This is a genomic window from Psittacicella hinzii (genome assembly GCF_003585885.1).
GTDB lineage: Bacteria > Pseudomonadota > Gammaproteobacteria > Enterobacterales > Psittacicellaceae > Psittacicella.
In genome coordinates, this window is sequence record NZ_NRHC01000015.1 from 16350 (window position 1) to 33937 (window position 17588).

Genomic DNA, 17588 nt, shown 5'->3' on the forward strand with positions numbered 1-17588 from the left:
CTATAAGTAAATAGGAGGCATTACATAAGCTAAAGCAAGGTTATGGTAGAAGATAAATTTAGGGAAATCATCATGTAACCAAGCGATAGGTTTATGCGCTAGAGTTTGACTCTTAATTAAATAAGAGAAGATTAAGTAAGCCTTAGCCCCTGTATTAGCATGATTTGATGTAATGAGAATATCTAAATAAGGGTTCACATGGTAGTTTTGCTCTTCATTCCCAATTACATAGTAATCTTTAAAATTCTCATGTTTAATTGGATAGTCCGAGAAAGCATAACCAAATTTATTCTTAGTTAGATCAACATATTCAAGCTCGCTAAGCTTGCGTCCTTGAGCTTCGAGTTCTGCCTCTAGGTCACGGTGACCTGCAAGAGCTCGTGGATCATTATCATGCGCAGCTAAAGCTCGTGACCAGTAAGTATTACTTAATTCAATTACTTCGGTACGAGTATCTAGACGAGTAGCAATATAGTTTACTACTTGATCAACAAATATTTTAGCACTTGCAGAGCTTGGCGTAACATCATCTTCAACTACAAGGTAATAGTTATGCACTTGCGTTACAAGGTTGTCAATAAACTTATACGCCTCTTGGTGCATAATTGCGCGAATCATTTCCTCACGCGTTGGTAAACGTTTGTAGTTATTTTGGAAAGATTCAAGATCATAACGCTCTTTTAGCTGCTCGTCAGTTAAAGCGTCAAACTCCGCGCGTTTAATAATGTGACGTAGGTTTTCACTAAACTTCTCTTTAATCTCAGCTTCACTTAATTCACGTTGAATAACTATACAACGGTCTTTAGTAAAGTTAAGTGGAATATAAAGTTCAGTTTCTAGCAGATTTTTACGTTTTTCCGCAATAGTCGTTTTACGCTCTTCATCAATAAGTGATTCAAAGTTATCGACATCTTGATAACTTAGCATAGGGATAGCGTAAGCATAACTATCAGGGACAAAAGCAAAAAAGCGCGGGAAGTCATCTGCTACCCAGTAAGGGCGCTCAATGCTCGCAAATAGTTTTGAACGTAAAGCTGACTTTCTAAAGAGATAATGCGAAGAACCATAAGATACTACCGCATGTGGGAAGAGAAGACTTTGTTTATTATTCAGGGAAACAATATTCTCTTGAGTGGTACTAAAGTAAGTTACATTACGAATCTGATCAACGTTTAAACGCTCATTAGCGTTTAAAGAGTTGTTATTACATTGTAAAAAATGCGGACGACGACGTGCATCATTTTCAAGGTAATGTAAGATCTGATTAGTACGTTCATACCAGTCAGGGAAGAACTTAGTATCGTCTTCACATACTAGTACCCAATCATCATCGGCAATAGTATCATCTTGTAGAACTTTTTGGTAAATCTCCCAGTGTGAGAGAGTACAACCGATTTCTCCAGGAGTCATTAAACGTTCATAGTAATGATAAAAACGTTTAACGTCAAAACGCGCATGTACTTGCTCTGGGGTTAACTCTTTACCATATACCGCTTCTTGCACTTCAAAGTCTTGACAATTGTTTTGACTTAAAAAGCCTTGTAAACGTTCACTTGAACTCGGTAAGTTAATCACAAACTTACGTACCTTAGCTAAATAATCTGGATAAGCTTGCGGATTACTTAAGTAGAACTGTTTGACACGCTCATGCTGACGATTACTACGTAAAGTTTGGTAATCCCCAATGCCAAATTGCTCATTATTAAAGATACGACCTTCCGTACTAATCTCTTGCGTAACGGCAATTGGCGGGTTAGTTTGCATAATACTATGCGTCGTAAAATTCATGAACATGGTAACACGCGCAATATTTACTTCAAATAATGGCGCCGCTAGCGTCAGAACCTGCCAGTCATTTAAACCATCTAGGTCAATTAAATCACATAATTGCTTTTGGTAAGTAAAGAGATTATTTTTACCTTGGCTTGCTAGATTATCAATTACGGCAAATAAAGCCTCTAACCAAGCACTTTGACGTTTAAGCTTAGCTTGCTGAGCTGCTTGGTCATCTTGGTTAACTTCCAGGTTAACCCCTTGATCTTTGCTTTTAGCAAAGATTTTATTTTTGTCCTTAGCGTGCTTTTTGTTTAGCTTATTGCTCTGCTTGTGGCTTTGCTTGCTGTTATCTTTATGCTGTAAAGCAGGAGAGTTTTGCTGATCTAACGCAAGAAGAGCAAGGATTTTCTCTTGGAATTGTTTTGCTTGTGCAGGTAAGTCTTTGTCTGCTTGCATAGACTGACTACCTTGGCTAGTATGATCAGTATTAGCCTGTTCTGCCTTAGCATACTTATCCGCCTCAAAGAGAATGTTGTAGTAGTCGTTGCCACGATACTTTTCAATCTCTTGATTAAACTCTGCCTCGTTAAAGGTATCTAACCCAACTTGCACTTCCCAGTTAAAAGCAAGTTCTTTTAACGTTAACTTAGCTAAACGCTGACGTAATAACTGTACATAGTTACGAATTACTGCTTTACTTAAGACGATAAAAGAGTAATTGCGTGCCGTTAATTGCGTTAATGATTGTAATGACTCATTAAAGTAGTCACCTTGCAGATATAAACGATCTGAATTTGGCAAGACAAACACATTGTAATCATTTAAGTACTGTTGCCCTGTTTGGCTAAAGTGCCCTTGTCCTAAATAGGTAAAACTATTTGCCCCAGCAACATCACCAAGAACCACTTTGTTCTCTGGGGTTGCATTTGCTAGTAACGCTAAACTTTGATTTAAACGACTATACCAACTATCAGCAAGTTTTACATTACTGTTAGTTAGAATAAAGTAATCGCTGTCTCGCATTTGCTCATCGAGCAATAATGCTTGGAAAATACGGAAGAGGGCAAAAGTCTGGCTCATGTTTTTGCCAGAGTAGTTCAGCGAGTTATTCCCCGTAGTATCGGTAAGAATATGGCTCCAACCTAAGGCAAAACGTTCTTTACTTGCAGAGACTAACTCCACTGGAGCAAAGTCAACTGCGTTTTGGTTATTGTAAAACTGTTGTAAGGTAAAACTTTGGTCACGTTGATAGAAGACATATTTTGGCATCTTCTCAACATAGTCATACCCTAAGGTTTCGCTCGATGCTTGAATTTGGTGCGTTTGCATCCAGCTAATTAAGCTGTGGGAGAATAAGTTTAACTGTGCCTTGCCATGAATATAGTTAGGCACGGCAATACTTGGATTAGTGTAGACAATTGAGCCGATGTTAAAGTCAAACAGCTTATGCCACATTGCCATGTTCCAAGCTAACGGCTTGTGCCATGTTGCAGGGGAGGAGTTATCTGCAACCGCAGCACTTGAAGCTAAGCTAAGTTGCGCAATATACGCACGCAGAGCTTCAACTTTAATTAAATAAGCACAAGGTTGGTGTAAAGGTAAACTACCAACACAAACTAACTCAAGTGGACGGTTTAAGCTCACTAAGCTCGAAAAAAGATCAAGGTTCTCTGGAGAAAAAGTTTGTCCAGCTTTGTTAATACCCTCAAGCTCACCACCAGCTAAGGCTTGCTTAAACTGCGGAACTAGTTGTTGTCTTTGACGAGTATAAGTTGCATTTTCTAGACTAAGAATGTTTTCGCTACGCGCGACAAAACCACGACGTTTCTCTAAGTCTTCAGTTGGATATATTCTAAAAGTATGTTCGTTATAGTCCCCTAAACTCACCGCTTTTAAGCGTTGATTTAAGGTAGTATTGTAGTAAGAGGCTTCAAGAATATCAGAAACTTGCTCTTGCCAGTTACTTGCGAGTAAAGTCCCCTCTTCAACAATAAGCACAAAGTCATCATCTGCTAAACTTTGATCTTGGGCAATAAGCTGTTGCAGATCTAAGTGAGCTAACAGACGATTAAGCTCGTGGTCATCAGTTGGGAGTTCACCAAACTCTTGACAATAAGCTTGACGATCAAAACGTTGCTCTAGTTGGCTAGGCTCATAAGTAGTAGCCTTATGCTCAGTAAATAACTGAGCATAAGGTTGTTTTAAACTTAAAATACGAGCGTTACCTTGATGAATGTTAGTTAACAGATAACTACGAGAAAGTTTAAACATAAAAATTTAAATTAAGGTTTAATGGAAATTTGAGGTTGAGCAAATGCCAGAGATTTTAATGTAAATGGCATGCCTAACACAAAGTCATGCGCTAGGAAGTAGCGCTTACCATTGGCTAAGAAGTTGTGCATGTTTGATGGCACAAACTTCAGCATTACGTACGAACCCGAGCCATTTGGATTTTTACTACCAGCTAAACAAATATCTTGTTGGCTATTAATATGGTAGATATGCTCAGGTTGCGCAAGAATTGCATGTTGCCCATACTCTGCAGGATCTAGCTTGTTAAAGTCTTGCGGTTGACGATCATTGTGGGTAACAATTAACAAGGTATCTAGATCTAAACGCGTATCAACGTAATCACAAATACAGTTTACTTGATGTAAAAAGTTTGGCGCTAAGGTCTGATCATCTTCGACTACAAAGTGGAAAGTAAAGTCAGACATAGGCAGATCACGAATGTTACACCAAGCTTGGTGATGCGCCAGCGTTAAGTTTAACTCGTCTGCAGTAATCTCACGATCATAGCGTTCTTTAAACTTATCAAAGTCAAATAATTGCTCTTGTTCACTACGAGGTAAACTTGCATAGTCTACTTTTTTCACCACTTGGAAGCCTGGGAATTTTTTATTAATCTCCTCAAGGCTTAGAGTTTTTTGGATTACGTGTAGACGCCCAGGTTGTACATATGGAGATGGATTATCAAGTGGAATACTTCTTAACTTGATTTTTTCATTGTTAATACTTTGTACACGCTCAGCATCAAGTAATGATTCAAGATCACGATCATCAAAACCTAACTGTGGGTTAGTGTAAGCAAAGATCTCCGGTCTAAAAGTATAGATTTGCGCTAAATCATCAGCTACCCAGTCAATCTTGCCACAAATACGCGCACGATTACGTACTAGTAAGCTCTTACGCACTAAGTAAAAACCAGCCCCTGCAGGGAAATCACGGTTGATTAATGCTAGACCTAACTCTGGAGCAACCTGATGATAGTTGTTTAGTTCAGAGTGGATACTATGGAAACGGACAAACTTACGTGGGTTTACATAATCAAAGTGTGGAATTTGGTTTTGCGCGCCATTAATAATTTCAACACGTTGATTGAGATTACTTTCCACATAATGTAATACTTGATTGAGTAAACGATACCAATCTGGATTAAAGCGAGTATCGTCTTCAGCAATTAGTACCCAATCATCTAAACCAATTTCTTGATCATATAAAGCTTTACGCAGAATTTGCGTATGACTTAAAGCACAACCATATTCACCAGCATGTAAGGTACGACGATAGCGTTTGTTAAAGAGTTCAACGTCAAATTGCTCTGCTATATCAGCTTCACTTAACTCTTTACCTAATACCGCTTCCTGAACAATAAAGTCTTCAACATTATTGAGTTTTTTGAAAGCTTCTAAACGATCTACAGAGCTAGGTAAGTTAATTACGTATTTTTTAACTTTGGCAACTAGATCTTCTTGCCCAAGAACACCAAATCTAGAACTGAACAGTTTGCTTTGGTCTTCTTGCTCTCCTTGGTTACCTTGTTCTTCTAGTTTATCGTGCTCACTTTGTTCTTTACTTAAAGGAGCAAACAATGGTTTTTCTTTACCAAAGAACAGCGGAGAGCTAACTGGCTCTAAGCTATAGTCTCCAATCTCACCAATAGTATTAACATTCTCTAGAGGGTCGATTGGCAAATTATCGCTTTCATAAACTTCGCTCTGAATAGTAGCGTCTGCTGCCGTTACTGCTTGACGATATAACTCTTGGCTTTGCCATGGTAAGTTCGCATGGTGTGCAGTTAAATCACTCGTGTCAATTAAAGCTTCTAACTCTTTAGGGTCTGCTACTTTCACTTGTTCGCTAACTGCTTTTTCAGTATCACGCAAAACTGCTAAACCTGGATTAATAAAGAGGACATTAGTAGCTTCAAAAGCAATTAAGTCAGCAAAACGATCATGGAAGAAACCATCAGCTTGTTTAAAGAACTCTGCGGTTTTACGCTCTGTAAAGATTTTTTTCTTCACTAAGATTAGCGGGAAGTTATGGTAGTGATACGAAGTAGCAATAATTCCTTCGAATTGGTTACCTAGACTACTAATCCAATCTTCATTAGCAGTATAAATCCCTGCGTTATTAAGCAGTTTAAAGCGTTTATCTTTATCTTGATCAGTAATAAAGTTAAAGCCTGCTTGTTTATCTTCATAACCGGCAACGATGATCTTGGCAAAAGGATGGCGAATGTTTACCCAACGTAAATAGTGGTTTAACTTCGCATACCAATCCGGACGTAATAAACTTGCGTCCTTAGCGAGAACAATCCACTGCTCATCATCAATAGTTTTATCTGCAATTAATGAGCTAATTAAACGACGTTGCGTTAAACTTGCCTCAACTGAAGTTAAACTTGGCGAGTTCTTTACTGAAGTTCCCGTAAGTTTTATCTTCTTAAAGTAAGCTTTTTCAACTTGAGTTAAAGACCACTCTTCTAGTTTTGGACTATAAACTGGTTTAAAGTCATAAGTATTTGCTTGAGCAAAAAAGCCTGGGAAATTATTTAAGTGACTTTTCCCTTGAATTACATATTTAGGTAGAGGTTGCAGTAAATCATAACCTTGAGCAGCAAAGCGATTTAAGCGAGAGTTATACACTACAGCACTACTTTGCTCGGCTGCAAGGTGAGCATAGTCTGCGTCATTGAGGTCGTGTTTAGTCTGAAGAAAACTATTAATTCCTAGGAAAGGATTAGCATAGCCCATAGAGTTATGGGTAAAGTTAAAGATAAACCATAAAGAATCGGAAAAGAAATCTAGAGATTTATTTAAAGGAATTAACTTAGTATAGTCTTTCCCAGCTGCATCCGCACCTTCAAGCTCTAAAGCGCTGTACTTATCGCGTTGCATAAACTCATCTTTGAGTTCAAGGTCAAACACTTCTGGAATATCTAGGCGTTTGTCGTACATCGCTTTAAGCGTGAACTCACCTATTTCCAGATTACGCACCTTACCGTAATTCATCTCAAGAATACGTTTTTTTGCCCATTTTTTTACAGTTGCTAAAACTGCAAATTTGTTAATGAGGAAAAAGCCATTACGGTGGTAGTTAATAACGTTACTAATCCCTAACTCTTGTTCCCCAAAAGGAGAAACTATGCCGTCAGTGTACTTACTTACCGACTGCTCTAAAGTATGATGAGGGTAAACTTTTAACTCTTCTTGTTGTTCTTTAGTTAGAGGAGCAAAAGTTTTATTTCCTTGTGCAGAGAGGGAAATAAATTTTAATTTAGAGATGTATTCAATCTCTTTCTCGCTCATTTTACTTCTTTGGCGCTTAACCTGCTCAGGAGAGACCTGCGAAGCAAGGTTACGGTTGTAAGGTAAAAGATTGGTTAAAAGTGCTTCAATCCTTTGTGGCCATTCCGGATTTAAAATTACATGATCTTGACAGATTAGTATCCATTGGTCATCAGCAATTTTCTCGTCTAAAGCAATATGTGCTAGTAAGTTAATTAAACTTACCGTTGCATTGATATCTGACATGCCAAGAAAACGGCGTGGTACTTGTCTATCGTATTTATCCTTAACTGCACGTATGTCAAAATAAGGCGCTAACGCCTCCATAAATGGTACGTGCATACACTCTGGTGAGTATAAAAAGTTGTCAATTAAATCAAAAGTAGTTTCAACCGGATATTCTTTGGCTACTTCCTCACTGATTAAGCCATGCTCAAGCAAGTAGTTTGTCATGTCAAAACCAGAGACTTTAGTAAAAAGCTGGCTAAATGGTTGAGCGAAAAACGATTCTTGCGTTTTGCTTCCAGTAGGCATTACCAAAGCAAATTTTGGAATCGAATCAAATAAGGGTAACTTTGACATAGGTTTAACTAAGCTTCTCTATAAGTTGGGTAAAATTAAACTGATAAGAGTTATCTTGTTCTTTACTTACAAACTCTTGTAGTTTTGTTAGGTGTAGGTCTTGTTCAAGTTGCGCAAACTGCGGGGCAGTTAGCTCAACACTCTTGGTTTGCACCCAATTGTCTGTTGTTAAATTATCAGTAGCTAAATTAGCAGTAGCTAAATTAAGAGGCGTTGCCTCTTTTATAGGCTCTGCTAGTTCTAACGGTAAAGTAATAGCAGTTTCAAGCTCATAAGCTTGGGCTAAATCTAACTGCACTAAATCTTTTTGGCGTACTAGATACGCACTGCCTAACTTAATTATCCCAGGAGCTTGATCTTGCTCTAAAAAGACTTTAGTTAGCTGTTGATTTAGTAAGTTGTACCAGTTGGCTACAAAACGCGTACCTACTTGGGCGATAAAAATATAATCATCTTCTAGCAGATCACCTTCTTGGCTTAACTGCTGACAAACTTGTTTAAAGCCCGCAGGCGCAAAGAAGTCTCCTCTTGCTACTTCAGGATCAGCTAATAAACTTGCCGGTAAGTTTAGAGGGACAAAGTTGAGCGTATGCGTTTGGCGGTAGAAATCACCTAAGTTAGGCAAGCGAATTACTCTTGAAGCCTGTGCATTAGCGACTACTTGTGCTTGCGCTTGTGATTGTTCAACATTTACTACTTTAGACTGCTCTGTTTGTGAGCCTTCTGTTTGTGAGACTTCTGCTTGAGACTTCTCACCCAGCCATACAAGTTGAGCGTCCTCTCGGTTGCCAACTAGGAAACTGTTTACATCAGCCGGAGCTAGTTGATTCAGCGCATTTAAACTACTTTTACTTGCAGGGTAGCAACCAACTACAAACTGCTTGAAAGTAGCAAGGTGATCATAACCTTTACCTACATAACTACCTGAATAGTTAAACCCAGGGCGATTTTGGTAAGTTTGCGCTAACTCTCTACGGAAAACAAGATCATGCTCTGCCGTAATAACTTGCGCTAAAGCAGGGCTAGCTTGGGCAACAACCACACTTTCACTTAAAGTCATTTGCCAAGGAGTAAAGGCTTCTAAACTTGGCGTTGCTTGCGGATAAGTAATTTGATACTGCGTTAGTTTAGGTAACTTAACTTCACTTGTTGCATAACAACCATAAGCTTGCTCTAGATCTGCGCCACTAATTTTATAGTTAGCTAAAGCGCTAAGATTAATTAACGCCATACCTGCGCAAGCGTCAGTTAAACCATGTAAAAAGTTTAATTCTTGCTGATTACTTGCTTGATTAAAGCTAGGTAAGTCTAACTGCAAGTTTTGACTAGCGATGTAACTATTGTTGTGGGTAAAGTTATTATCGAGGGCAATATACTGCGTACGTACTAAACGGTCAGCAAGGGCATATAAGAATTTATCCTCTGAACTCGCATATTGTTCAAGTTTAGCTAACTCTTCAACTAGAGGTTTTAAGGCAAAACGATATTGTTGTTGATAAAAATATTGTTTTGTCCACAGTTGGCTTAATAGCTCTGTAGTATGCGTTGCTGTTTGATATTGCTCATAAACTGCTAGTAAATCTTGCCAAGCATTCGCCAGTTTGGCGTTATTTAACGCAAAACTACGTAATTCAAGCAATTTTAAAATACTTTCAAGACGCACTAACCAGTCTGGCGACAGCTTAGCTTGATCACTTACTACGAGCACCCAGTTATTGTTATCAGGGAGGTCTTGCTCTGCATGAGCAACAATCGCTTTCTCTCCTTGCGTAGTTTGCGCTGTTTCTGTTGCTTGCTCTGTTTGCGCTGTTTGTCCTTCTTCTGCTGTTTGTGATGTTTCTGTAGCTAGAGCTAAACTAGCTTGTTGTTGATATAGCTGACGCTGTAATAAGCGCATGCTAAGAGCTTGCTCTAGTTGAGCAAGTGTAAGTTTTTTCTTGGATGGATAAGCTGTTGCTAAGAAAAGAAACGCGCGTTGTTTAACCAGATCACTAAGTTCGTCCGGTAGTTGTTCAGCCTTTAAACTAACCTTGTCATTAAAACCAGCTATTTGTGTACGATTAAGTGCGTCTACTTTGACTGCGAGCTTGTCACTAGCTTTACTTTGTATCAAAGTTAAAGCTTGACAATCCCAGTAGTCAATAATCTGAATTTGCTCTGGTGTTAATTGAGTTTTACTTGGCTTACTTAGCGCACTAATACTTGGAGCAACTCTTGCAACATTTGGTGCTAATTCTTTGACAAAACCAAAGTTTACGAGAAGTTCAAAAAAGTACCAATCTTTTGCAAGTAATTCTAGTTCTACCCCCGCAAAGTGAGTAAATACCTCACTATAAGGCTGTAAACTAAAATTAGAGGCTTTACCTAGGAGGAATTTTGGTAAAGCTAAACTCATTGGGGTGTGCAAAAATTTATGCATAAATTAATAGTATTAAACGTTTAAGATTGAAGTAAAATCTGCTAATATTTTATCTTATTTTTGTGTTTTTAACTGTTTTCTTTTCGTATTAGACAGGCAAATCTACGCAAAGTTTAACTTAGTTTATCTTCATTTATATGTTACAATTTAATCTTAAGTTAACCTAATCTCTCCGCGCTTAATTCCACAAATTAAAATATGAATAACAAGTTTCTCTACATCATTGATGGCACTGCGTTGCTCTTCCGTTCTTACCACGCAACAGCTAACTACTTTTTGAACTCTAAATACTATGATACTTCGGCATTAGCTGGATCTGTAAAAAGTGCACTTTCATACATGTTACGTGCTTATCCAACCAATGTTGTTATAGTTTTTGATGTTAAAGGTGGTTCATTCCGTAATGAGATTTACAAAGAGTACAAACAGAATCGTTCACGACCAGACGAACTTCTACTCTGGCAATTAGACAAAGCACCAGAAGTATTTAAAGCTCTTGGGTTCCCAGTATACACTCTACCTGGTTATGAAGCCGATGATGTAATCGGTACGCTAGCTAAGTATCACAGCCAACAAGGGGTTGAAGTCCTAATTGAATCTAAAGATAAAGACTTCGTTCAACTTATCGACAAAAACATCTCTCTAGCTGACAGTAAAAACGAATCTCTATATGATTTTAAAAACGGTCATTTAAAGTTCGGCGTACCAATTGAGTACACCATTGACTATTTAGCTCTGTGTGGAGATAGTGTTGATAATATTCCAGGAGTTGCAGGGGTTGGTGAAAAATCGTCAGTAGCATTAATTAACACCTTTGGTGGTATTGCTGATATTTATCGTGCAATCGACGAAAAGAAATTCGATGGTCCAATCGGCTCTTTTAAACCAGCAACCTTAGCTAAGAAGTTAATTGCTAATCGTGAAAACGCTTTCTTATCCTACACCTTAGCAACCATCAACACGCAAGCTCCAGTGAAAAACATGGAGTTGGAACACCTTACTCTTGCTCCAGCGAACGTAAATAAAGTTCTTGATCTGTTTGAAGAAATAGAACTATTCTCCTTACGTAACTCTTTCATGAAACAAACCTTAAACGGTTTAATTTATACCCCCGAACATGATGAGTTAGTTGAGGCTTATAAACAAGAACATGAGCTAAAAGAAAATAAATCTACTCTACGCATCTCTAAATTTGATGTAAAAAATCTTACTCGTGAGCAAGCTAAAGAAATTGAAGCTACAGGCTTACTTCCTGACGGTAGTCCTCTAGGCTCGGGCGCTGCCAAAGCCAAAGCAAGAAAAGCTGCTAAAGCAGAGCAAGTAGCTCTAGCTGCCCAAGCAGCCAAAGAAGCACTTGAAAACGCAAGTAAAGAAATTGCTAGCGATGATCAAGACAATGACAGTGCAAGCACTTCTAGTAAAGAAACAACGAGTAAGTCAACCAGCAAAGCAAGCAAAGCGAAAAAAGACAGCGAAAGTAAAAATAAAGCTACAGTTGTAGTTACTGAAGAAGATATCGCTTTACTAGCAACTACGCAAGCTTTCCCTGGTAGATTTAGTCAATACCAAGATCTAGTTAAAGAGTACGCTCTTCTTGAAACTCACAAACTTGATTTACCACCGCAAGATTTCTCAACTGAAGAAATCTACTTAGAGCAGTTCACTAATTACCTTGCAACTAGCCCTGCTAAGCAAGCCTTAGAAGAAGCTAAACAAGTAAGTTTACTACTTGAGAAAAATCCTCTGCACAATACTCCAGTAGTACTTCACTTACTAGTTGAAAGTGGCGAACCACAAGAAGTTACTTCTGACAATGGTAAACCTGAGTACACTGAACGTAAACTCTTTAGTTTACCTTTTGCTCAAGCTGAAATCTTTTTAACGAAAGTAAAACACGACGAGTTTATTACTCCAGCTTATACTGCTTTTACTAAAGCTTTTGCTAATGAGATTTTAAGACCGTTGTTAAGCAATAAAGAAATGCCAATCTTTACTTCAGATTTAAAAGATCTTGCGCATGAGTTTAACCTAACTTTAGATGAAGTTAACCAAGTTGGTAGTAATGTACATGATTTACGTGTAGTTGGTTACACCCGTAACTCTGCAATTAAAAATAGCACCCTAATCAGCCTAGCAGATCACTTCTGTAATCTTTATATTGCTCCGATCAAGTATTTAAAAACTAAACTTGATCTTGAAGCGGTTTACTCGAGTACACGTCAAGAAACTCTCTTTATGCCACTATTTGCTCGCCTCACCAAAGACACGCAAGCAAGTACTCTTTATAAAGAGATGGAGCAACCTCTATGGAAGTACCTCTATGCGATGGAAGTAAATGGTATTCTCGTAAATAGCCAAATTTTAGAAGAGATTAAAGTTGATCTTGAGGAGCAAATCGAACAAGCTCAAGAGCAGATCTTCCAAACTTCTGGAGCGGTATTTAATCCAAATAGTCCAAAACAAACAGCAGAAATTCTTTATGGTGAGTTATTACTTGAAGATCCATCAGGTAAAGGCTCAACCGCTGCTGAAGTGTTAATGCAGCTGAAGCACCCAGTAATTGAGCACATTCTCAACTACCGTTCATTAACGACGATTTTAGGATCGCACGTAGTGCCACTGTTAGAGATTGCGAGAGCAAGTGCAGATAGTAAAGTACATACTACTTTCTTACAAACTTCAACAGTTACCGGACGTTTATCTTCACAAGAGCCTAACTTACAAAACGTACCTGCAGTAGCAGATATTGCTAAGCGTATTCGTGCAAGCTTTATCGCTCCAGCTGGTTACAAAATGGTAAGTCTGGACTATAGCCAAATCGAATTACGTGTATCAGCATCTTTATCACAAGATGAACACATGATCGAAGGCTTTAACCATGGTGAAGATATCCACGCTCGTACTGCAAGTAAACTCTTTGATGTTCCAGTAGATCAAGTACAAAAGAGCCAACGTCAAATTGCCAAAGCAATTAACTTCGGTCTTAACTATGGTAAAACTTCATTCAGTTTAGCAACTGAGCTTGGCATTAGCCGTCAAGAAGCAAGTAGCTATATCAAAGAGTACTTTGCTACTTATCCAAAAATCAAAGACTTTATTGATCAAACTATTGAACAAGCAAAAGCTCGTGGTTTTGTGCAAACGGTTAAAGGAAGAATCATTCCGTTAAATAATTTCAACTCACCAATTCGTGCGGTAGTTGATAGTGAAAAACGTAACGCTACTAACTATCCTATCCAAAGTTCGGCAGCTGAAGTTATTAAAACAGCAATGATCGCTATCCAAAAAGAACTAACTAGTTCAATGCCAGAAGTAATTCCACATCTGCAAGTACACGATGAGTTAGTGTTCTCAATTCCAGAACACCTCGTAGATACTTATGTCGCTAAAATCAAAGAGGTAATGGAAACTTCAGTACAACTACCTCAAGTTATTTTAAAAGTTGAAGCTTCTATTGCAGATCATTGGACTAAGTAATTACAGTAACAAAATCAAAAAAGCCAAAAGGCAAAAAGCACAAACCAAAAAGATCCCAAACAAACGTTTGGGATCTTTTTTTATTAACAAGAATAGTATAATTCGAATTCAATTGGGTGAGGTAACATACGTAATTTTTGTACTTCACGCATTTTAACACCAACAAAAGTATCGATAAATTCTTTAGAGAACACACCACCTTCTAAGAGGAACGCGTGATCTTCTTTTAACGCATTTAAAGCTTCTTCTAATGAGAATGCTACTTGTGGTACTGTACCTTCTGGTAATTTATATAAGTTGATATCAGAAGCTTCACCTGGGTGAATTTTGTTTTTGATACCATCTAAACCAGCCATTAGTAATGCTGTAAATGCTAAATATGGGTTTGCTGTACAGTCTGGGAAACGCACTTCAATACGTTTAGCTTTTGGCGTTGAAACCGCAGGGATACGAATTGATGCAGAACGGTTAGATGCTGAATAAGCTAACATTACCGGTGCTTCATAACCTGGAACTAAACGTTTGTATGAGTTAGTTGAAGGGTTTGTAAATGCGTTTAACGCACGACCGTGTTTTAATACCCCTCCAATGAAGTATAGAGCAGTTTCTGATAAACCAGCATACTCATCACCTACAAATAGGTTTTTACCATCTTTAGTTAGTGAGAAGTGTACGTGCATACCTGAACCATTGTCACCAACTAATGGTTTTGGCATGAATGTTGCAGTTTTACCATGGTTGTGCGCAACGTTGTGCACTACATATTTATAGATTTGCACTTCGTCAGCTTTTGCTACTAGCGTATTAAAACGAGTTGCAATTTCGTTTTGCGCCATTGCCACTTCATGGTGGTGTGCTTCAACTTCTAAGCCCATAGCTTCTAAAGTTTCACACATTACTGAACGTAAAGCTTGTGAATGATCTACTGGAGCAACTGGGAAATAACCACCTTTTACATTTGGACGATGCGCGTGGTTACCGCCGTCAGCAACTTCTTTTTTCGAAGAGTTCCAAATACATTCGTCATCGTTAACTTCGTAGAATGAAGTTCTCATGTTGTTTTCGTAACGTACAGAGTCAAATAAGAAGAACTCTAACTCTGGACCTACAAATACTTCATCAGCAAAACCAGCTTCACGTAAGTATTTTTCAGCACGACTTGCAATAGTACGAGGACAACGATCGTAACCTTCACCTGAAGTTTCGTATACTTGTGTACGAATAATTAAAGTTGGAGATGCTAAATCACCAGCAACATCTAATAAAGGTTCTTGTTCAACTGGTAGTAACACCATGTCAGAACAATCAATTGATTTCCAACCTACAATTGATGAACCATCAATTACTTTACCATGCGCAAAGAAGTCTTCGTCGATTAAACGTGCAGGGATAGATACATGTTGCTCTTTACCGATAATATCAGTAAAGCGTAAATCAGCCCAAACAACACCGTTTTCTTCGATTACTCTTCTAAACTTCTCAGCATAAGCTTTAGCATCTAAAGACATAAAATTTTCCTTGGTTAATTTTAAATTAAAATGTACGTATGTTAAATGTATGTATTTAAAGTAAATAATTAAAACAAAACTGAAAAACTAAAGCAAGGCTAAGATCAAGTTAAGATAAACTTAAACTAAGCTAAGTCAAACTAGCTAAACCAAGCCAAGCTCAACAAAAGCACTTTAATTTCTCGTTTTATGTGTATGTAAAAACAAAAAATTGTAGCGAGGAGGTGCTACAAGTCTTAATTGTATTCAACTATAACCTTTTGGCTTAATTGTTTACTTTTAATTTATTAATAATTCTATAAAACTATGATACTCGAAAATTTTTCTTTTGTCACTAGTTTTATTTTTATTTTTAGAAAAAATTAAAAATTTTTCTTTAAAGGTTTGATTTTTAAGAAATCTTATAACTGAAAGAATTGATAAAAAACGATCAAAAGTAAGATTACAATCTTATAAATGCAGAAGATAGTGCTACTTTTTTAACAAAATCAAAACGAAAATGATCAGGTTGATCATTTTTAACCGTAACGAAACCAAAAATAAATTTAAATTGAGAATTAAATTAAAAGCTCGAATAAACAGTAAGTTAAAGCAAATTAATGGCAAGCTCTTCTGCAATATTCTTCAAAAAGCTGAAATTAGAAAAGGAAAAATTAAAACCTAATTTAATTAAACAAAACTACAATGAAGAGCCTCTTTTATTAAACAAACTATAATCAGATCTAACAAATCCCTAAAACCTTTAGACTAAACTCTAAAAAGGGCTCAAATCGCTTTTTATGAGGTACTCCACCCACGAGTGATTAAAAGATAACAACTATACCTACTATTTGTTTATCAAATGACAATCTCCCTTAGAAGAAAACTTCTAAGGGAGATTAAAAATGAAAAAACTAGCTAAAAAGATTACACAAACATTTGCTGGATTAGAGCTTTTTTAAGTTTGCGGAAATTTTGTAATCTATTGTAAGCAGTTTCAATTTGTGTATCTATAGTTCTGATAAGAGTTGCTATCTTCTTTTGTTCTTCTAAACTAGCTGGGTATGCTATTTTTTGTTTACCTAGATTAGCGTCATTTATAATTGGGTAAGCTGTTCCATACGCATGCAATACTGCTTTTTTCACAAAAGCCTCACTGTGTAAATTAGCAAATAGAAAATAAGGATCAAGCTTTTCACTAGCTCTTATCTGTGCATATCCTTGCGCAAAAACATGAGGGATCGACTTCTCTTCCTTAAAAAAGTAATTGTTCTTTTGATTAGGACGTACTTTTTGGAAAAAGATATCATTTGCCTCTGCTTTACGTCTAGCAGCAGCCGGAGCGCTTTCTTTTGTTTCAAAATTTGCTTCCAGAAGCATTGCAGACTTAACAGAACCTAGGTCAACATAAATAAATTCTTCAGGAACTTCACTTTTAGGATTTATAGTTGCTAACTCACTTAACGGAGCAACTAACCATTTTTCCGTGAAACCTTCAAATCTTTTCTCTGGTTGCGGATTATCTAAATTCGTAGGAAATACTTTTTCTAAAATTGCTTCTTTACGTAGCTTACTATTTTGTAGATATTGATCAGCTTGAAAGATAATATCGTCTATATCTTGCATTAGCTTGCTGATTTTATTTTGTTCTTCAAACTCCTCTGGAAATGAGAACATCACTTTAGCCATACGATGAGCCATTAACTTAGGTTGAACTCCTACAGTTACATAAAGATGAGTCATCTTATTGATAGCTTCAGCAATACAATTATTGCAATAACCTTTCTCTGAGAGTAACACTCCACAAGTACCAAGAGCGAAGAATTTACCATGGATAAACTTAGTTACACCAGCATATCCTGTATTAGTCCATACTACAGCCTTTTCGAATAGATGTTGATTGTAATATCCAACAATTCCGTAATTTTTTGTTTGAGATGAGTAAACAGGATAGCAATATTCACCATCTTGCTTTGACTTAGTCTGTGCAATAAGAATATGTTTGCCAGCGGTAACTTTATCAAACACATCTTCTACACGCGCAGTACGCCAAGGTAATGTAAACTCTGGAAATCTCAATGGCGGTCTCAGCACAGATCTTTGTCTCAATTCTTCTTTTTCTTTTAAAGTTAAACCAGTATAGTCAGGTAACGTCATATATTTCTAAGTGCTCCTACTAATTCGTTTTTACAATATTACTTCTCATAAACTTAAATAACGCTATTATTATATAACGACTAACTTCTTTATTTTAAGTAAGTTAAACAAAATTTAAAG

At 37.2% G+C, this 17588-nt stretch carries 6 protein-coding genes; 1 reads left to right on the top strand and 5 read right to left on the bottom strand.

Annotation, left to right across the window (positions count from 1 at the left end):
- From CKF54_RS01180 to CKF54_RS01190, 3 genes are read right to left on the bottom strand one after another with little or no spacing between them, the layout of a single operon-like run.
- Complete coding sequence (locus CKF54_RS01180) at positions 1-4047, bottom strand: glycosyltransferase family 25 protein (protein WP_119524463.1); 4047 nt, start codon at positions 4045-4047, stop codon at positions 1-3.
- Between the two features lie 11 nt (positions 4048-4058).
- Positions 4059-7928: a glycosyltransferase family 25 protein gene (locus CKF54_RS01185; RefSeq protein ID WP_119524464.1), complete on the bottom strand. Its 3870-nt coding sequence runs from the start codon at positions 7926-7928 to the stop codon at positions 4059-4061.
- A 4-nt stretch (positions 7929-7932) separates the two neighbouring features.
- Entirely contained in the window at positions 7933-10347 is a 2415-nt protein-coding gene (locus CKF54_RS01190; RefSeq protein WP_147396800.1) for a hypothetical protein, read from the bottom strand.
- A gap of 198 nt (positions 10348-10545) precedes the next feature.
- Between CKF54_RS01190 and CKF54_RS01195 the strand changes: the two genes are divergently transcribed.
- Positions 10546-13824: a DNA polymerase gene (locus tag CKF54_RS01195; protein WP_119524466.1), complete on the top strand. Its 3279-nt coding sequence runs from the start codon at positions 10546-10548 to the stop codon at positions 13822-13824.
- A gap of 83 nt (positions 13825-13907) precedes the next feature.
- On the opposite strand, the gene glnA is transcribed toward CKF54_RS01195, so the two are convergent.
- The gene (gene glnA / locus CKF54_RS01200; protein WP_119524467.1) at positions 13908-15332 is read right to left on the bottom strand and encodes a type I glutamate--ammonia ligase; all 1425 of its coding nucleotides are present in this window, start codon (positions 15330-15332) and stop codon (positions 13908-13910) included.
- 906 nt (positions 15333-16238) lie between these two features.
- Positions 16239-17468: a restriction endonuclease subunit S gene (locus CKF54_RS01205; protein WP_119524468.1), complete on the bottom strand. Its 1230-nt coding sequence runs from the start codon at positions 17466-17468 to the stop codon at positions 16239-16241.
- Positions 17469-17588: the final 120 nt, after the last annotated feature.

Bases quoted from the DNA above. Each gene is read 5' to 3' on its own strand.
- CKF54_RS01180 (WP_119524463.1), bottom strand. From the start codon at position 4,047: ATGTTTAAACTTTCTCGTAGTTATCTGTTAACTAACATTCATCAAGGT.
- CKF54_RS01185 (WP_119524464.1), bottom strand. From the start codon at position 7,928: ATGTCAAAGTTACCCTTATTTGATTCGATTCCAAAATTTGCTTTGGTA.
- CKF54_RS01190 (WP_147396800.1), bottom strand. From the start codon at position 10,347: ATGCATAAATTTTTGCACACCCCAATGAGTTTAGCTTTACCAAAATTC.
- CKF54_RS01195 (WP_119524466.1), top strand. From the start codon at position 10,546: ATGAATAACAAGTTTCTCTACATCATTGATGGCACTGCGTTGCTCTTC.
- glnA (WP_119524467.1), bottom strand. From the start codon at position 15,332: ATGTCTTTAGATGCTAAAGCTTATGCTGAGAAGTTTAGAAGAGTAATC.
- CKF54_RS01205 (WP_119524468.1), bottom strand. From the start codon at position 17,468: ATGACGTTACCTGACTATACTGGTTTAACTTTAAAAGAAAAAGAAGAA.